The following is an 18,842-nucleotide window of genomic DNA, read 5'->3' on the forward strand; positions in this document are numbered from 1 at the left end:
TTTCAATATCTATAATGATAGAAACCACTCATTATTACCAAAAATATTGAATTACATTAGAAGGGTGGGGATTTTAACGGCATAGGCAGCCCCGCCGCAACAAAAGTTACCCGATCGGACAATTTAGCCAATGCTTGGTTCATCGCACCAGCCTCATCGCCAAAGCGCCTAGCTAAAGCATTCATCGGCATAATACCCAAACCCACTTCGCTAGAGACCAAAACCAAGTCCCCTTGAAACTGCTCGACGGCGTCCAATAATGCGGCTTTCTCTTGCTGTAATCGAGTCTCATCTTCTAAGCACAATAAGTTCGTCAACCACAGGGTAAAGCACTCTACAATCACCGCTTGATCCGCTGAATTTATTCTATTTAATACGTCCGCCAGCGCCAATGGCTCTTCTATTAATTGCCATTCTTGAGGGCGATTCTCTTTATGCAAACGCACTCGATCGGCCATATCGTCATCCCACACTTGAGAGGTCGCGACATAACAAACAGGCTTACCAGAAGCGGCCACTTGCTCTTGAGCAAAGGCACTTTTTCCACTGCGCACACCGCCAAGCACTAAATGTTTCATGCCAATTCCCGCCCTCCTGCGCTTTTTAATAACCGAATCAATGCTTTATCCAAACCGTCTATTTCGTTCATCGCTGGCAACGCCACACGAATCCAGCCATCGCCCAAGCGAGTATGAATGCCAACCTGATGCAGCATTTCAAAAACTTGCACCGCGTATTCATGGCTTTCGAGAGTCCAAGTAATAAACAATGGATTGACCACACGCTCTTGGGAGTCAAAAATAGTATTGAATTTGGGCATCACACGTTCGATAAACACGGTTTGTCGCACGTTTAAAGATTGCAATGCTTGCTCTTGCCAAGCCACATCGGCAAACGCCAAACTCACTAGGTGCAAGCTCGGTGTCGCGACAGGCCAAGGACCTAAAAGGTTTTTTAAAGCGCTTTGCCATTTCTTCGCACAAAACACAAAACCCACTCGTGCGCCAGCCAGACCAAAAAATTTACCAACCGACCGAAGGACAAATAGAGACTCAGGCCAATGAGATTGCGTTACATCAGTCAACAGACTTAACTCAGGGCAAGGATCAATAAACGCCTCGTCAACCACCAAACTCGCGCCCTGCTTTTCAGCGTGATCAATCAGCGCCGATAACGTAGACGCTGACGCCCATTCTCCCGTTGGATTGTTCGGCTGAATGACCACGGCGACCGCAAAATTCTGCTCAAGCAACTCTTCCAGCATGTCATAATAAGCAAGCTCATAACCCCATTTCTTCCAAGCAAACGCGTGCTCTTGATAACCAATGCGAGGCACAACAACGCGCAGATCGCTTAACGGTTTGGACTCACGAAGAAGAATAGGCAAAGATTCAATAATATGCTGAGAGCCTGCACCAATCGTAATAGGCCGACATCCGTAATAACCTTCGGCAACGTCAAGCAAGGTCACTTGATCCGGTAAATCCATCCATAAAGACGACTCCATTTGAGGAATAGGCCAAGGTTCACGATTACACGCCGAAGACAAATCCAACCAATTCAGCGCTTTATCACCCACTTTTCGTTGCCAATAAGCCAAATCTCCACCATGCTTTGGTGGTTCTAAACCTAATGTAGACGACATTCGCTCAGAAGGTATTAAATCAACAGACATATAACCAATCCCCATAAAACCACGCTTTTATCCACCAGTAAAATAGCCTCTTTTAAATGTGTGGGCGTTGGCATATCGCCTTCACTCTCGCCAAGAATGGGTCTGGTTTCCATTTTTCCAAAATATGGCGCTTCACCACCTAATTTAATCCCTAATGCACCCGCACCGGCAGCCATCACAGGGCCAGCATTTGGGCTCTTCCAACGGGCAGAAGGACGACGAGAACTGCGAATGGCCGCATGCCAATTTCCACAAATTGCATACGTGTAAACCACCAATCGCGCAGGAATGTAATTCAACACATCGTCGAAACGCGCAGCAAACCAACCAAAGAACAATAAAGATTCGGTTTTATATCCCCACATGGCATCTAAGGTATTGGCCAAACGATACAAGAGCACGCCTGGCGCACCCAATATTAAGAACCAAAAAATCGGCGCAAAAATCGCATCGCTGCCATTTTCCAACACCGACTCAATGCCGGCTTTCGCCACGGCAGATTCGTCTAAATGTTGTGTATCACGGCTGACGATATAACTGACCGCGAGGCGCGCTTCATCGAGTTTTTCAGTGCTATTTTCAGAGTTAAACGGCGACGCGGATAAAGGCGAATAAATCGCCAAAGCATGTTCACGTAGACTTTGCCAACCGATGGCGAAATACAGCACCAACACCGACAATAAGTTATTCAGCCAATCTGGCGACAAGTAAAGCAGTGCAATCAGAATCAATAACCAAGGCAACACCGCAATCAGCCAAGCTAACACTCCCGCCATTCGTTGTCGCAACGGGCTCGCGTCTAAAGGTAATTGCGTATATTGACGACAAAGGTCTACCCAGCGGCCAAACCAAATAAGCGGATGCCAACTTTTAGGCTCGCCTAGTAGACGATCCAGCACCAACGCAGCGAGCAGAATCACACTGGTGGTGGAGAACACCCCAAAAAAATTGTAAAAGAAACCATCGAAAATACTATCTAAATTAAAAAGGATCATAAATATAGGTCGTTTTTTCACTTAACAAGACAAGAAGGTAGGGTAGAATTCTATCACCTAATTGATTTAAAGCGTGATGAACCTGAATGCCAGCCTTTAGTTTAATGATCCAAGGCACCACCTCGGACGCCGGAAAAAGTACTCTCGTCACCGCCTTATGCCGTTTATTCGTCCGTCGCGGCATTCATGTCGCTCCGTTTAAGCCACAAAACATGGCACTAAACAGTGCCGTCACGCAAGATGGCAACGAGATTGGCCGAGCTCAAGCCGTCCAAGCCTACGCGGCAGGGCTTGAACCGCATGTGGACATGAACCCAATTTTACTCAAACCCAACACAGACACTGGCGCGCAAGTCATCATTCAAGGCAAAGCCATCGGCAATATGGACGCAGTGGGTTATCACGAATACAAAAGCATCGCTAAAGTCGCCGCGTTAGATTCCTATTATAAACTCGCTAATCAATATCAAGCCGTTCTAATAGAAGGCGCTGGCAGCCCAGCCGAAATAAATTTACGCGCTCGCGACATCGCCAATATGGGTTTTGCTGAAAGCATCGATTGCCCCGTTATTATCATCGCCGACATCGACAAAGGTGGCGTTTTTGCACACCTCGTCGGCACCTTGGATTTACTCAGTCAAAGCGAACAAGACCGCGTCATCGGCTTTGTCATTAATCGCTTTCGAGGCGATATCAGTTTGCTGCAATCTGGCCTAGACTGGCTAGAAAAGCGAACGGGGAAGCCAGTGCTTGGTGTTTTACCCTATTTAAAAGGCTTTCATCTTGAATCTGAAGACGCCGTCGCAAAAAGCCCGCAAAAAAACAGTGCAGATACCCAGCTCAATGTGGTCATTCCTATTATGCCTCGCACCAGCAATCACACGGATTGGGACGCGCTTCGCTTGCATCCAAACGTACAGGTCACACTGGTTGGCGCAAACGAGCCTATTCCACCAGCCGACTTAGTGATTTTACCTGGTAGCAAAAGCGTGCAAAGTGATCTCGCTTTTTTACGCCAAGAAGGTTGGGAAGCCTATTTAAGTAAACACTTACGATACGGCGGCAAGGTCATCGGGATTTGCGGCGGCTTTCAAATGCTCGGCGAGCAACTGTCTGATCCGTTAGGGTTGGAAAACCAACACGCTAACACCCAATCAAAAGGTTTCGGTTTTATTCCGATGGAAACGGTATTGGAGAAAGAGAAACAACTAAAACAACGACAAGGTAAACTAGCTTTTTGTGAACAAAAGGCCGAACTAACAGGCTATGAAATTCACTCGGGGGTTTCGAGGTTTTCATCTTCCGTAAGCCACTTCGCCACACTCGAAAAGGGTGAAAAAGAAGGTTTCATCTCCGAAGACAACAATATTATCGGCACGTATCTGCACGGAATTTTTGACCACCCGGAAGCACTGAAAACATTATTAAACTGGGCAGGCGTCAAACAAGGACAAGACTTCGATTACGACCAGCACCGAAACAGTGAAATCAACCGACTCGCCGACAGCACCGAGCAACACATGAACATCGATGCGTTAATTGAACAGTGCAGAGACTTTCAAAAAATTAACTAGCTCCTCTACTACCAATGGTAGGGAACAAAAGCGCATTGCTCTTCCCCTGCTAAGGGGAGGCAATAAAAATGTCTTAGCCCCTCACCTTGCTGAGAGAGGGGGGTAACCAACAACCCCACCCTAACCCTCCCCTTGAAGATAAGGGGAGGGAACAAAAGCGCATTGCTCTTCCCCTGCTAAGGGTTGGGAACAAAAATGTCTTAGCTCCTCCCCCTGCTAAGGGGGAGGCTGGGAGGGGGTTTCCCTTGAAAAATGGAAAGAATAAGTTACTTACTGTAACCTTGTGGATTATTACTCTGCCAATGCCACGCATCACGACACATGGTTTCTAGCGACAACTCAACTTTCCAACCCAATTCGTTAGCGGCCTTATTCGGATCTGCGTAAAACTCAGCGATATCACCAGCACGTCTTGGCATAATTTCGTAAGGAATCACCTTGTTGCAAGCTTTTTCAAATGCATGAATCACATTCAATACACTAAAACCTTTTCCTGCACCTAAGTTGTAAGCATCAATGCTTTTCACGGTTTGGCTAGCAAGTTTCTCAAGCGCTTTAATATGACCTAATGCCAAGTCCACCACATGAATGTAATCTCTTACACCTGTGCCATCAGACGTTGGATAATCGCCACCAAAAACACTCAATTTTTCACGTTTACCAACGGCCACTTGAGCAATAAACGGCATCAAATTATTAGGAATACCATTGGGATCCTCACCAATTAAACCGCTTGGGTGAGCACCAACAGGATTAAAATAACGCAACAAGGACACATTCCAACGTGGATCAGCAACAAAAGCATCCTGTAAGAATTGCTCAATCATTACCTTGGTTCGGCCATAAGGGCTAGTAGAACTTAATGGTAGATCCTCTTGATAAGGTGTCGAATTATTCTCACCATAAACAGTCGCAGACGAACTAAAAACCAAATCAAACACACCATAACTCGTCATTACATCCAGCAAATTCAAGGTGCCGGTTAAATTATTGTGATAATACGACAAAGGAATCTTAGTGGATTCACCAACGGCTTTTAAGCCTGCAAAATGAATGACCGCATCAATATCATGATCAGTAAAGATAGAATTCAGCGCTGTTTTATCAAGTAAATCCACTTGATAAAAAGTCACGTTTTTCCCTGTAATACCATGAATTCGGTTTAGCACTTCGGCATTGGAATTACATAAATTATCCACAACAACCACATCATAACCTTGCGTTAACAACTCAACACAAGTGTGGCTGCCAATAAAGCCCGTACCGCCAGTCACTAAAATCGTTTTCATATTCTATCTCAACAAAAAATGTAAAATCGGTGAATGCAATGGTAAGGTTTTTTATAGGCCATTTAAGATCCATTTTTTCCTTTCCAAATAAATATCACTTTCTTGATAATCTTTCTTATACGTTTGCTTTGAGACAACACAACCCTTCACTAGATCTAAATTATCTAAATTTACTGCATGATCATTAGTCATAAAACGTAGCTCTTCCCAAATAGGTAAGGTATCTCGTTGATTCAAAGCTTCGTTGAAAAAATAACCCACACTAAAATAAGGCATAAAGTGAAACGCTTCCGCTTTTAGCACGATATCTAAAAAAAATCGTTCACTACCCCTTTGACTAATCTTCTTTATTTGATTTGAAATGAATAAACTGTTGCTTCTATTCTTAAATAAGTGATCTAAAAATAAAGACAATGTATGGCGAACAATGACATTTCCTTTGTCTGTTGCAATGAACCAAGCTTCTATCGGGCGTGTTTTGTTTGTTTTATGCCTGAAGGTAAAAAAACTTGTTTTTTCTGTCGCTTGAGGCAACCATTCTGAAAGCGGACGCACGCAAAATGTTGTGGTGTCAGCCCATACACCTCCGTGAGTACTTAGTAAGTACAGCCTCAGAATATCGGCTTTCATCGCAAACCCCAGGTTCACTGTGGCGATATTGAAGACAGCATGAAAGTCAAATCCAAGTACGTCTTTAATGTTGTCATCATTTATTAACACAACATCGTAATCCGGATTTTTTTGTCTCCAGGTTTTCACACTCAACTTAACAACATCTGGTGCTTGCTCTAGTGGAGTATTCCAATAAAGCCATATCAAGTTCGGAACGCCATTAGGCATATCGACAACGAACTGAGTAGCCTGCTCTAAATGCTCAAGAACAAGCGTTGCTTCTGACACTTTTTCTGAGACATCTGGATACTGACTTGTCGATAGTCCTTGGTAGTTAATACCATTAAGATAGTCGTATCTATTATTCAAAATAGGAAAAATCTTACGCAAAAAATATAGATCACGCTCAAAAAAACGACTTTTTACAATTTTATTAAACACCCTTAAATCCCTTATGAATTTTTAGCCATCTGAAAAGAATATATGCAAATTAAGCGGTCTACGCCACTTCTCGTGGTGAGGCTATTCGTTTGCCTTCGTATCGGCGTAAAACCACTTGAAAGCGTACAACAAGAATCACCGCCAATAAACTCAATCCGGCACCCAAGCCGATGTAGAAACCACGCAATGACAAGGTTTCAGACCATGGGCTGTAATGAGATAACCAAAAGCCAAACGGAATACTCAATCCAAACAAAGACACGCCAAATGCGATCATGGAAGATCGAGTGTCGCGGAACCCTCGCAATGCACCCGTAAAGACAGTCTGCAGCATATCAGGCAATTGATAACAGGATGAGATAAGTAAGATACTCGCCGCCAAAGCGACGACTTGCTCATTGCTGCTGTAAATATACGGGATCTGATTATGAAACAGCTGTGTAATAATAAAACACATACTCACGTAAGAAAGTCCTATTAAGATAATCACCCGAATACGCTTCCTCACACCTTCAACACCCTCTTTCGACATGGCTTTCGCCACCACAATCGCAGTCACGGCGCTCATCGCCATCATTGGGGTAAACAAGAAAGAAGTATAAGACATCACAATCTGACCGCCGCCAAGCGCCAAGTCCCCAAAAGAAGAGATCAGCCACGTCATAGATGAGAACAAGCCCACTTCAAACGCAAATGCAAAGCCCGCTGGCGCACCAACACCCAGTAAAATCGAAAATTTACGAGTATAACGCCAGACTAAGCGGGTAAATAGCGGGGCTTTATTAATGTAACGATCATAAACAAAAAACATCGATACGGCCAAATACAAGGATAAAGACGAGGCCAGCGCCGCGCCTTCCGCACCCATTTCTGGAAAACCAAACTTGCCAAATATAAGCACATAGTTGAATAGAACATTTAATGCTAATCCGGTGCTCGCCACAAATAATGGGAACCCAGGGCGTCCAGCGGCTTCGAATAGGTTTTTATACGCGGTCATTAACGCCAACATAGGCAAAGCAGGCGCAAAAATATATAAATAGCTAACGGATACGAGACGGGTTTCTTCTTCTGTCGCCATGAAACGTGCGAAGTGAGGCAACACAAACGCCACGATCAAACTCGCAAGCAGTCCAAGCACCACGGACAAACCGATGGCTTGTGACATGTATAAATTCACCAGTTTTGGTTGTCGACCGTGTAGATGACGTGTGACCAAAGGCGTAATGCCAAACGTCACACCGATAAGAAAACAGCCAACCGGTAGCCATAAACTAGATGCCAAACCCACCGCAGCCAAATGCAAAGCACTGTAATGACCCAGCATAATGGTATCCACTACGCTAATAGATAACTCCAGCGTCATGGTCAGTACCATAGGAAATAATAAATGAAGAATTTCTTTTAACACAGTAAAACGCTTAACCACACATCACCGCCGACTATCCATAGAAAACATCCAAAAACAACCGAGCAATTTAACACCGATCATCAAACATTGCACTCGCCCTGTAGGCTGGATGAGACGAGGAACGAGGCGTAATCCGGCATTTACCTAAAACAAAACACCGATTAGCTCACATTGCCCCTACCTTGTAGGCCGAATGAGACGAGGAACGAGGCGTAATCCGGCGTTTACCTAAAACAAAACGCACAACTTGTATTTACAAGGAAATATCGAGAAAATGCCGCACCACAATCGATTCACTGTCTAGGACGACCATTCATATATGACTATTCTCTCGACGCTCGGCCCGTTATTAATCGCCTTATTGTTTGGCTACTGGGTCAATATCAAGGTGTTCACTCCGTCTCGTGTAGCAAAAGGGCTCGAACAACTGGTTTATGTCATCTTAGGGTTAATAGGCTTCAGCCTTGGTGCTTTAGATAATCTTGCCGAAAAACTCTTGATTGCAGGCTATCAAGCCATCGTGCTTTTTATTCTGGTCAGCGTATTTAGTTTAGCCGGATTGTATTTTAGTGGCTTACGATTTGGCGGTACCCATTCAGATCAATTAGCCCAAGCACCCGCTAGTAGTAAACAACACGCGCTAATGGACGCAGCGAAAACCATCGCTTGGGTGATTGGTGGCGTCATCGTCGGTGTTTTTGCTAAAGATTGGCTCACTGGCGTGGATGATATAGTCACAGGCTTGCTTTACGTTTTGCTCTTTTTGATTGGCTGCCAACTGCGCCAAGGCAACCATCGTCTGCGTAAGCTCTTTTTGAACGCACAAGGCGTCATTATTGCTCTTGTGACTATTTCAACAACTCTATTAGCCGGATGGATTGGCAGTTTACTATTAGGGCTCAGCTGGAATCACGGTCTTGCGGTTGTTTCTGGATTCGGTTGGTACAGTTTATCCGGCATTCTTATCACCGGCTTAGGCGATCCTGTATTGGGCACCACGGCTTTTTTACTCGATCTTGCAAGAGAGATACTCGCGCTTATGTTGATCCCTTTCCTCGCAAGACTAAACAGCCACATGTCGATAGGCTACTCCGGTGCTACCGCCATGGATTTTACTTTACCGATGCTGGGCAAATTTCATGGGGCGCAAATTATTCCAGTCTGCATCGCCAGCGGCTTTATTATGAGCATCCTAGTGCCTATCCTCATTCCTTTGTTTATGGGAATTAAATAAGCTCCATGTACAGCTAAATAAGAATTTAAATCATTGCTTTTATTTCTCTATCATCGACTCAAGAGACTTCATTTATGCGCACATTAGTCATTGTTAGAACATTAAAAACAGGTGGCATGGAGCGTGTTGCCGTCAACCTCGCGGATGCCTTTGCCGATCAAGGGCACGAGAGTCACCTGCTTTATTATAAAAAACGCAAAGACCCTCTTTACCCCGATAATAAAGGGGTTCTAGTTCATGAATTTAACGTGAATAAATTGTCATTGAAGCGCCCTCTAAGTATCCTTTCAGAAATCGCAGCAAAAATAAGCAATCTATTTTGGCGAAAATCGTATTTTTTGATTGCTGGTTGGTATGGTGGTCAAAGACTGCAAAAAAAAATGAACCAACTGGAAAAGCAATACGGAACATTTGATCGCATCATATTTAGAGGTGAAGGGACTTACGAAAACATTTGGTCTTTTCAACACGATAAAGCCATCTATGTTTTAGAAAATATTGTGAAGCCAAATTCACCCAGCCAAAAATTATCAAAAAAACGGTTTCATGCTCTCTTTCATAACCGCCAGCTTGCGGCGGTATCGACTGGTGTAAAAATAGCAGCAGATGATCTTTTTGCGAAAGAAAACATCCACCCTACATATGTTCACGTCATCACAAACCCATGCCCTATTGAACAAATTCGCTCTAAAGCAAACGCAGAAAAACCACAAACATTACCATCTGGCCCTTACATGCTCAATGTCGCTAGACTTGTTCCACAAAAAGGGCAAGACATGCTGTTAGAGGCATACGCTAAGAGCAAACAATCTTTGCCACTGGTTATTGTCGGAGAAGGAAAGCTCAACGCTGAACTAAAAGCCAAAGCCAAAGCCTTAGGAATAGACGAAAATGTTCACTTCGTTGGTAATCAGGAAAATCCGTACGTCTGGATGAAGCATGCTGAGCTGTTTGTTCTTAGTTCCAAATTTGAAGGTTTAGGCATCGTTCTGTTTGAAGCGCTCGCATGCGGAACACCTATATTATCCGTCGACTGTCCTGGCGGTGTTAGAGATGTATTCAAAGGTGAATTAGAACCCTACCTCTGCGAGCATAATGCCGATGCACTGGCGGAAAAAATGGACCTTGTGATCGAGCAAGGCGGCTATGTAATCAAAGAAGAATGGATAGAAGACTTCAAACCAGAAAACGTCGTGAATGCTTTTTTGCAAAAGTAACCATTTAAATAATCCATCACAAAGTGTTGTCGGGATTTATCCCGACAGAAAGGCCTTGTAAATCTTAAGACTTACAAAATAGTCAGTAAACCGTCAAGACAGACAACAATCAAAGCTGCTTTAGCAAACACTGTCATGCTTTTGTAAAAGCGGTTGTTTCATAAGAGAAGCACAGATTAATCTCGTTCTACGTCTTGTGCTTTGTGGAACCGTTCTAGAAAATCAAAAAAGATCTTTTGAAACTCAAACAAAGTGTGCAGGTGAAGGGGTCACTTTGGTTAAGTGAGAACATAAAAATTGGCATAAACAGCCTACCTTATGTTAGAACACTTATGTTACAAAGGTACAACGGATCTGATTTTTGCAAAGCACAAGGCGTATATCATTGTTCCTGCTTTGTTTTCGCCCCATGAAAAGCTAATCAAAATACTGTGTAAATCACATTCCGTCTTAATGTTTACATCACGAAGTGATAAATCCACAAATAATGGAACACCTTTCCTTATGAAAAAAATAGTTATGAAAAAAACTCTGATTGCGGCGCTGGTTATGTCTTCCGTTTCTTTTGCGTACGCAGATGACAGCGCAATTAAACTGGACTCTAAAGAACAGCGTCTTGGCTACAGCATTGGCACCATGTTTGGAACGCGTATGTCACAAGACTTCTCTGACCTAGACATGAAAACTTTTATGGCAGGTTTCCAAGACTCATTTGCTGGAAAAGAAGGCAAAATGACCATGGATGAAGTGTCTCAAACCATTCAAGCTTACCAGCAAGAACAAATGGCAAAAGCTCAGCTTGAAGAAGACAAAGCAACTGAAGAAGCGCAAGCAGCTTCTGCGGCTTGGCTAAAAGAGAAAGAAGCCGAAGATGGTGTGAAAAAAACCGAATCCGGTTTGCTTTATAAAGTCATCACTGTGGGTAAAGGCGAAAAGCCAAGCGCAACAGACACGGTTAAAGTGGATTACGAAGGCAGCCTAAGTGACGGAACCGTATTCGACAGTTCATACAAGCGTGGCGAAGCAATCACTTTCCCACTTAACGGTGTTATCCCTGGTTGGACTGAAGGTCTACAACTTATGCCAGTTGGCTCTAAATACGAGCTATATATCCCATCCGACCTAGGATATGGTCCAGGTGGAACAGGACCTATTCCAGCATATGCCGCATTGAAATTTGTTGTTGAGTTGCACGAAATTCAACAAGCGGATGCGCCTGCTGATGCCGAAAAATAAGACGATGCTCTAAACAAAAATGGCCTTCATCATTGATGGCCATTTTTTTATCTAAAAATTTCGAACTAAAACAAAAATTTACTTATTATTCAGCAAGTCGACTATTTAGATGAATACCTTATATACTTGCACGTAAATTACACTTTTGGATTGATCAATGACCTATCCATGTATACAAAACACGAGTTTTAAATGACATCAGTTTCTACCAGCCTAACCAACGCATTCAAACGTCGTACACAACTAGAACAACCAACTTGGCTCATTGTATTAGGAATATTGACCGTCACTATTTATGCCTTTTCTCGCACGGGCTTTCCAGAAGTAGCAAGAGTGTCAGCTACCATTGCCTTCTTTACTGGCTTCTGGGGACTTTATAAATACGGCAGCGAAGTAAACAGCCATATATTGCTGCGCTTTGTTTGGATAGCCGCCTTTTTTCAGTTCATATCATGGGGGCTGTCCCAGTACGTTACGCCTGAGTGGGCTGAAGATATCCCTAAATTAGACAAAGTGACCCGCTGGTTTATTTTTATCCCATTTGCTTGGTGGATTGCGCAACGCAAAAATGCCATTTGGCTTCTATGGGGAGCTGCCACAGCGGGAACCCTTATATCTCCATGGGTAACAGGAGGTGGGCTCCATGAGATCATACAAGGGATCAACGGTAAAAGAATCGACTTTGGTATTCGTAATGCTCAGCACACGGCATTATATTTTGGCACTATCCTAATTGGGATATGTTGCCTTGTAAAACCCTTATACAGAAAGAACAAATTATCACTTATACCTGTTGCTCTTATGATTAGTTACTGTCTATTAGTCATTTATATCAATGAGTCTCGCCAAGCTTGGCTAGCGCTCATTATCACTTTTCTCGTCATTTCCAGCTACACAACCTTAAAGTACATAAAAAAATCACCACGTCCTAAACAGATCATTACGATCGTACTATTTTTTATAGGACTGACAACATTAAGCACTATTTTGATCACAAATGATAAGATCGTAAATAGGGTAATGTTAGAACAAAAGACCATGAATGCAGTTCTTTCGTTGGAATTTGATAAAGCACCATACTCAAGTTTTGGAGTCCGACTACACAGCTGGGTAGCCGCCACTTATTTTATAAAGGCGAAACCTATTTTTGGTTGGGGTCATAATGGCAAATCTATGGTTATGGAACATACCAAAACATTTCCTAAATGGTTAAAAGGCTTCGGGCACTTACACAATTTTTACATAGAAATGTTGGTGAATTATGGAATTGTCGGTTTAATATTCTACCTCTCGATATGGTTTGTGGTAGGCAGAATGCTATTCAAAGAAATAAAATCTGGAAAAGTCGAAAAAGAAATAGGCTATCTATTTGTCGCTATTTTATTTTTTTGGGGAGTGATGAATTGCTTCGAGTCCTATCAGAATTTTTGGACCGGCGTATTTTACTTTAACGTATTTATGGCAGGGATCATGGCAAAAATCTGGAGGGCAAAACTACGACCAACTACTTTATAAGAAGAATCATAATAATTAATATATGTGGCTTTAATTTTCACGCCCGTATATATCGCTAAAGCGAACAATGTCGTCTTCACCTAAATAACGACCAGACTGTACTTCAACCAGCTCCAATGGAGTGTTTTCTGGATTTTCTAACGCGTGAATCACTCCAGCTGGAATATAGGTAGACTCATTCTCAGTTAACAATATCTCTTTGTCACCGTTTTGTACTTTTGCTGTACCGGACACCACAATCCAATGCTCTGCTCGATGATGATGCATCTGAACACTGAGCTTTCCTTCTGGTTTCACTATGATGCGCTTCACCTGGTGACGGTCACCAATGTCTACTATTTGATAGGTTCCCCAAGGACGATGCACGACAGTATGATACAAATGCTCTTGTCGTCCTTCATTCTGAATGCGTTTAACAATCTTCTTAACTCCTTGTGAATTGCTTTTATCCATGATCAAAACGGCATCTGCTGTTTCCACTATAACAAGACCACTCACACCGACTGCGGCCACTAATCGAGACTCAGAACGAATAAGGCAATTTGTCGAGCCTTCTAACATGACGTCACCCAACAACACATTATTATCAGCGTCTTTATCGGCGTAATCATACAATGAATCCCAAGAACCGATATCGCTCCAATCTCCCAAATAAGGGACAACTTTGGCCTTATTAGTTCGCTCCATCACAGCGAAATCAATTGACTCTTCAGGACATTGTGAAAACAGCTCAGCGTCAATTCGAACAAAATCTAAATCCTCTGTTCGCTGCTGATAAGCAGAGCTAACTATATGAAAAATATCATCACGATGTATGGCTAATTCATCCAAATAAACCGACGCTTTGAATAAAAACATTCCGCTATTCCACAAATATTCACCAGAATCTAAATAGGCTTCAGCTGTTTCCAGATTAGGCTTTTCAACAAATTCCACTACGGCAAAATTTTCGCCAGAACGTATATAACCATACCCCGTTTCTGGCCTAGTAGGCTGTACACCGAAAGTAACCAAAGCACCTTGATTAGCCAATTCAACCGCTTGCTGAATGGTTTTTTTAAAGGCTGCGATATCACGAATCACATGATCAGCAGGCAACACCAACATTAGCGCATCGTTAGGCTGGTGATGCAATGCTTCCAACGCCGCCAAGGCGATTGCAGGAGCTGTGTTACGTCCCTCAGATTCTAGAACAATACTAGATTTTTTAACGTCAATAGATTGCAACTGTTCCGCGATCAAAAAGCGATGAACTTCGTTACAAACAACAATAGGATCACCAACTTCAAGCGACAAAGTACGAAGTACGGTTTGTTGAAGAAGACTGTATTCCTTATCCACCAAAGGTAAAAACGGCTTAGCAAGAAACTCGCGTGATAACGGCCAAAGACGACTACCGACACCACCCGATAAAACAACAGGAACAATCTTCACACCAAACCTTCGCACTCAGAAAACGACCCCGTTAGTTTAGCAAAAGACAGAGGTGAGAAATATAAAAATGGAATAATGAAGGAGAACAAGCAGAACACCCGTAGACCGAATGAGCCGAGACACGAAGGCGTACACAGACAAACATAAGGGCAATGAAAAATAAACAAAGACATTAAACAAACCCAACGCCGAGTAAATCATATCTCAATCAAACCCGTTTGGGTTATTTGATTGCCAACGCCAAGAATCTACACACATACGCGCCAAGTCAAACTCTGCCTGCCAACCAAGGAAAGTCTTAGCAAGTTCAGGATCCGCATAACACGTTGCAATATCGCCAGGACGTCGATCTACAATCTTATAACCAATAGATTGATTAGAAGCCGTTTCAAACGCCCGTATCATCTCTAGCACAGAATAGCCGTTACCCGTTCCTAGATTCACAACAAAATGACCAGACTGAGCAAGTACCTTTTCCAAGGCACAAACATGACCACGAGCTAAATCCACCACATGAATATAATCACGAACACCCGTTCCATCTGGTGTGTCGTAATCCCTACCAAACACATTCAAACAAGCCAATTTACCCACAGCCACTTGGCTAATAAAGGGCAATAAATTATTTGGAATACCTTTTGGATCTTCCCCAATCAAGCCAGATTCATGAGCACCTATCGGATTAAAATATCGCAAAGTAGCAATATTCCATTCATTATTGGCCTTAGCTAAATCGATCAGCATACCTTCCACAATCAACTTACTCGCCCCATAAGGATTTTGCGTTGAAGTAGGGAAGTCTTCACGAATAGGCACAGACCCAGGCATACCATAGACAGTTGCAGACGAACTAAAAATCAAATTTTGCAGCCCTGCCAACTCCATTGCCTTAATAAGATTCAAGGATCCCGAAACATTATTTTCATAATACATGAATGGCTTTTGAACGGACTCGCCAACCGCTTTCAAACCAGCAAAATGCATAACAGCCGCAAAGGGATATTTCTCAAACACAGTATTCAGAAAAGTAGAGTCGAGAACATCGCCTTGCATAAACTCAGGGCGCTTACCAGTAATCATCTCAATACGATTTAAAACAACTTCTTTACTGTTCGACAAATTATCAATAATAACAGGCTCAAAACCAGCCTGAATCAACTCAACACAAGTATGAGAACCAATATAACCCACACCACCAGTGACCAAGACAAACATTCAACACTCCAATAACTTTATTAGAAAAAATATGAACAGGTCAAACGAAGCATAGTACGATAATAAAGTGTGAAATCAGGCATTATTCAGCATAATATAATTATGCCTAATATTAGATAATATTAGCATCCCCTCATCCAATCTACAAAACGCCTTCATTTAAATTTTCATTCTTTTGTTCTAACGCTTTATTCGCGTTCCATACCAAATCTCCAATACCGTCGGTTGGTTGGAAATCCGTTGGTGCTGCGATCAAAATATTGCGAATTTCCTCATGATCAAAATCATGACACGCTTTATCCAATTGCTCCATGGTGCTGATAAACTCAGGCAAGGATAAAAAACGCTCGTTGGCAGTCATAATACGTTCATGTAAGGTTTTTTGTACGTTATCTCCAATCAAAAGCTCTTCAAAAAGTTTCTCGCCAGGACGAAGCCCTGTGAATTGAATCTCAATATCACCATTCGGATTTGCATCGGATTTAACTTCTAAACCAGATAAACGAATCAGATTTTTCGCAAGATCCACAATCTTAACTGGGTATCCCATGTCCAATACAAATACGTCACCACCCTTGCCCATAGCACCTGCTTGAATCACTAACTGAGCAGCTTCTGGGATTGTCATAAAGAAACGAATAATATCAGGATGCGTCACAGTAACAGGCTGATTCTGAGAAATTTGCTTTTTAAAGACGGGAACAACCGAACCTGATGACCCAAGCACATTGCCAAAGCGCACCATACAAAAACGAGTATTTTTTTCTTGCTTAGCGGCTTTTTTAGCTTCAGCCTCGGATAAAGCCTGCAACCCAAGCTCAGCAATACGCTTAGTGGCGCCCATCACATTCGTTGGCCGGACAGCTTTATCCGTGGAAATAAGTACAAAAGACTCGACACCACACTCAATTGCGGCTTTAGCACAGTAAAAAGTACCAAAAGCATTATTACGCACGCCCTCCACCACATTGTATTCCACCAAATGAACATGTTTATACGCTGCTGCATGATAAACAGTATTCACTGCAAACGCTTTCATGGTCGACTTCAAACGATTAATGAGCTGTACCGAGCCGATTAAAGGCACAATATTCACACTAAAAGACAATTCTCCAAGCAGTTCATTTAGCTCTTTGTCTACTTGATAAACAGAGAATTCAGAGACATCAAACAAAACGAGAGTAAAAGGTTGCAGTTTGATAATCTGACGACATAATTCAGAGCCAATAGACCCTCCTGCCCCAGTAACCATAACCACTTTGCCAGTGATATTTGCACGCATCAGCATATTATTTGGTTCAACTATATCACGGCCTAACAAGTCATCCAAAGCCACGTCTTGCAGCTCACTAACTTTAGCTTTTCCTGTAACAATGTCATTGAAATCAGGCACTGTCAGAACCTCTACTGCATAAGGTAATAATTGATCAATAACTTTTTTACGCTCAGACCGGCTAGCTCGAGGAATTGCTAATAATACTTTTTTTATATGATGTTTTTTTATCAGTAAACCAATTTTATCCGAATGATACACAGGCACACCTTGAATAATGGTATTAACCAATGAGTCATCATGATCAATAAAGCCTTTCACTCGATAGTAACTTGCCTGACGTAACGCTAGGCTAAGTTGACGTCCAGTAGCCCCCGCTCCCAATACCAACACCGATTCAGATGTTTTTTTTGACGTCTGAATCAGCATAGCTCTCACTAATAAACGAGCCCCGCCACACAACATGACCAAGAAAGGAAAATAAATAATGGGTACAGTTCGAGGCACAAAAGCATTAAAAAAATACGCAAAAATAGTGATACTTAAAGCTGATATCAACGCACCTAACAAAATCGCGCTAAAAGCATGGAAAGTCAAGTAACGCAGAATTGCTCGATACAAACCTAGTTTTATATTGACAAACAAAGTAACGGCTATGGTAAAAATTAAAACATACCAAACAGAATCATTTTTAAATACACTAAACTCACCTAAACGAGTCCAATAGGCAAAGATAAATGCAAGGCAAACAAATAAAGAGTCAACAACTAAGCTGATCAACCGCTTATAAAAACGTGGAAGAGACCAAATGAAATTCAACTTTATTACCACCTTATATTATTAAAACACCTTTTAAAGCGACAAACACTTCATAAGCTATACTCAAACCCATAATATAAAAATAAATCTCTATCATATAAAAAATAACCACATAGTGTTAATATTTAGAAAGTATAGAAAACCTTAAAATGAAAAATCATCCATACGTAGTTATAAAATTTTTACAGAAAAATTAAATATTTATAAAAGAAATGTAATTATTGTTTTGAAAATTCAATTCAGAAATACGTGACCTTATGGTCATACCGTGTGCAATTAATCAAGAATTAAATCTAGACCTAATATTCAATTATTTGTACTAGATCGGTATAATCATCTGACACCTGCCTTAAACCTAATCCTTGGGATGCACTAACCTAATAAGTCATTCGTATTCTTAAAAACCTTCATTACCTCATTGCCACGATCAAATACAATACAATAACATATACGTTTTTTCATATATCTCTTATATAACAATAAAAATTTCTTATTTCACTATTTTTCACTTCACACTGCATTAGAGGACGATTTTGATTTCCATTCAGCTAAAATGACAAGAATACCCGCTTTTAGCCATAATATCGTATAGTCTTTCCAATGACTAAATTTTTATCGTCTTAAAACATTTGTCAATGAACACTGACTATTTAATAAGAGCAAGTTTTTGCACTTAACTTGCCACTATTACTTATACCTTTGGTATAAAAACCAGTAAAACCGATTGTCAAATTTTTTGCAGAAAATTGATAAATCCAATCACGACCAACATGAAAACCTACCCTAAGACCGATGGTAAGGATTCCAATCATGTTAAATCTCATAAACAACAAACAAGCCCAACATTACTAACCCTATTTTAAACAAGTTTATTTTCCGTACTAAAGCTTTTTAATAAGAAA

The 18,842-nt window shown here is 41.9% G+C and carries 14 protein-coding genes; 5 read left to right on the top strand and 9 right to left on the bottom strand.

What is annotated here, in order from left to right; translation table 11 throughout:
* Nucleotides 1–56: 56 nt before the first annotated feature.
* The 3 genes from cobU to cbiB are packed head-to-tail and all read right to left on the bottom strand — an operon-like array spanning nt 57 to nt 2,670.
* Nucleotides 57–578, bottom strand: coding sequence for a bifunctional adenosylcobinamide kinase/adenosylcobinamide-phosphate guanylyltransferase (cobU, locus tag MP3633_RS15915; protein WP_176336265.1), 522 nt, complete (start codon nt 576–578; stop codon nt 57–59).
* Entirely contained in the window at nt 575–1,675 is a 1,101-nt protein-coding gene (locus MP3633_RS15920) for an aminotransferase class I/II-fold pyridoxal phosphate-dependent enzyme (RefSeq protein WP_244959693.1), read from the bottom strand. Before MP3633_RS15920 ends, cobU begins: the two co-directional genes overlap by 4 nt.
* On the bottom strand, nt 1,660–2,670 hold the full coding sequence (gene cbiB, locus MP3633_RS15925; RefSeq protein WP_176336266.1) for an adenosylcobinamide-phosphate synthase CbiB: 1,011 nt from the start codon (nt 2,668–2,670) through the stop codon (nt 1,660–1,662). The genes MP3633_RS15920 and cbiB overlap by 16 nt, the downstream gene beginning before the upstream one ends.
* Nucleotides 2,671–2,756: 86 nt before the next feature.
* On the opposite strand from cbiB, the gene MP3633_RS15930 reads away from it, so the two are divergent.
* Complete coding sequence (locus MP3633_RS15930) at nt 2,757–4,244, top strand: cobyric acid synthase (protein WP_176336267.1); 1,488 nt, start codon at nt 2,757–2,759, stop codon at nt 4,242–4,244.
* A gap of 266 nt (nt 4,245–4,510) precedes the next feature.
* Here the strand turns inward: MP3633_RS15930 and galE (MP3633_RS15935) are convergent, their stop codons facing one another.
* Genes galE (MP3633_RS15935) through MP3633_RS15945 form a run of 3 tightly spaced genes read right to left on the bottom strand, consistent with a single transcriptional unit; the run spans nt 4,511 to nt 8,015 of the window.
* Nucleotides 4,511–5,533, bottom strand: a complete 1,023-nt coding sequence (gene galE / locus MP3633_RS15935; protein ID WP_176336268.1) for a UDP-glucose 4-epimerase GalE — start codon at nt 5,531–5,533, stop codon at nt 4,511–4,513.
* Nucleotides 5,534–5,584: 51 nt separating this feature from the next.
* A complete protein-coding gene (locus tag MP3633_RS15940; RefSeq protein ID WP_176336269.1) occupies nt 5,585–6,586 on the bottom strand; it encodes a capsular polysaccharide synthesis protein in 1,002 nt (333 codons plus the stop codon).
* 58 nt (nt 6,587–6,644) lie between these two features.
* On the bottom strand, nt 6,645–8,015 hold the full coding sequence (locus MP3633_RS15945) for an MATE family efflux transporter (protein ID WP_244959695.1): 1,371 nt from the start codon (nt 8,013–8,015) through the stop codon (nt 6,645–6,647).
* A 301-nt stretch (nt 8,016–8,316) separates the two neighbouring features.
* On the opposite strand from MP3633_RS15945, the gene MP3633_RS15950 reads away from it, so the two are divergent.
* From MP3633_RS15950 to MP3633_RS15965, 4 genes are all read left to right on the top strand, one after another.
* The gene (locus tag MP3633_RS15950) at nt 8,317–9,231 is read left to right on the top strand and encodes a LysO family transporter (protein ID WP_176336270.1); all 915 of its coding nucleotides are present in this window, start codon (nt 8,317–8,319) and stop codon (nt 9,229–9,231) included.
* 74 nt (nt 9,232–9,305) lie between these two features.
* A complete protein-coding gene (locus tag MP3633_RS15955; protein ID WP_176336271.1) occupies nt 9,306–10,448 on the top strand; it encodes a glycosyltransferase in 1,143 nt (380 codons plus the stop codon).
* Nucleotides 10,449–10,952: 504 nt separating this feature from the next.
* Entirely contained in the window at nt 10,953–11,684 is a 732-nt protein-coding gene (gene bamJ / locus MP3633_RS15960; protein WP_244959697.1) for a BamJ family beta-barrel-assembly machinery protein, read from the top strand.
* A gap of 192 nt (nt 11,685–11,876) precedes the next feature.
* Nucleotides 11,877–13,199, top strand: coding sequence for an O-antigen ligase family protein (locus MP3633_RS15965; RefSeq protein WP_176336272.1), 1,323 nt, complete (start codon nt 11,877–11,879; stop codon nt 13,197–13,199).
* A gap of 30 nt (nt 13,200–13,229) precedes the next feature.
* Here the strand turns inward: MP3633_RS15965 and MP3633_RS15970 are convergent, their stop codons facing one another.
* The 3 genes from MP3633_RS15970 to MP3633_RS15980 all read right to left on the bottom strand — a co-directional run bounded on the left by MP3633_RS15970 (nt 13,230) and on the right by MP3633_RS15980 (nt 17,940).
* Nucleotides 13,230–14,633, bottom strand: coding sequence for a mannose-1-phosphate guanylyltransferase/mannose-6-phosphate isomerase (locus tag MP3633_RS15970; RefSeq protein ID WP_176336273.1), 1,404 nt, complete (start codon nt 14,631–14,633; stop codon nt 13,230–13,232).
* Nucleotides 14,634–14,837: 204 nt separating this feature from the next.
* Nucleotides 14,838–15,848 (bottom strand): UDP-glucose 4-epimerase GalE, encoded by a 1,011-nt coding sequence (galE, locus tag MP3633_RS15975; RefSeq protein ID WP_176336274.1) that lies wholly within the window; start codon nt 15,846–15,848, stop codon nt 14,838–14,840.
* 142 nt (nt 15,849–15,990) lie between these two features.
* On the bottom strand, nt 15,991–17,940 hold the full coding sequence (locus MP3633_RS15980; protein WP_244959698.1) for a polysaccharide biosynthesis protein: 1,950 nt from the start codon (nt 17,938–17,940) through the stop codon (nt 15,991–15,993).
* Between the last annotated feature and the right edge of the window lie 902 nt (nt 17,941–18,842).

The organism is Marinomonas primoryensis (assembly GCF_013372285.1).
Lineage (GTDB): Bacteria > Pseudomonadota > Gammaproteobacteria > Pseudomonadales > Marinomonadaceae > Marinomonas > Marinomonas primoryensis.

What these genes read in the sequence shown, in the direction of transcription:
- MP3633_RS15950 (WP_176336270.1), top strand. Translation starts at nt 8,317, where the DNA reads ATGACTATTCTCTCGACGCTCGGCCCGTTATTAATCGCCTTATTGTTT.
- bamJ (WP_244959697.1), top strand. Translation starts at nt 10,953, where the DNA reads ATGAAAAAAATAGTTATGAAAAAAACTCTGATTGCGGCGCTGGTTATG.
- cbiB (WP_176336266.1), bottom strand. Translation starts at nt 2,670, where the DNA reads ATGATCCTTTTTAATTTAGATAGTATTTTCGATGGTTTCTTTTACAAT.
- MP3633_RS15955 (WP_176336271.1), top strand. Translation starts at nt 9,306, where the DNA reads ATGCGCACATTAGTCATTGTTAGAACATTAAAAACAGGTGGCATGGAG.
- MP3633_RS15930 (WP_176336267.1), top strand. Translation starts at nt 2,757, where the DNA reads ATGCCAGCCTTTAGTTTAATGATCCAAGGCACCACCTCGGACGCCGGA.
- galE (WP_176336274.1), bottom strand. Translation starts at nt 15,848, where the DNA reads ATGTTTGTCTTGGTCACTGGTGGTGTGGGTTATATTGGTTCTCATACT.
- cobU (WP_176336265.1), bottom strand. Translation starts at nt 578, where the DNA reads ATGAAACATTTAGTGCTTGGCGGTGTGCGCAGTGGAAAAAGTGCCTTT.
- MP3633_RS15965 (WP_176336272.1), top strand. Translation starts at nt 11,877, where the DNA reads ATGACATCAGTTTCTACCAGCCTAACCAACGCATTCAAACGTCGTACA.
- MP3633_RS15920 (WP_244959693.1), bottom strand. Translation starts at nt 1,675, where the DNA reads ATGTCTGTTGATTTAATACCTTCTGAGCGAATGTCGTCTACATTAGGT.
- galE (WP_176336268.1), bottom strand. Translation starts at nt 5,533, where the DNA reads ATGAAAACGATTTTAGTGACTGGCGGTACGGGCTTTATTGGCAGCCAC.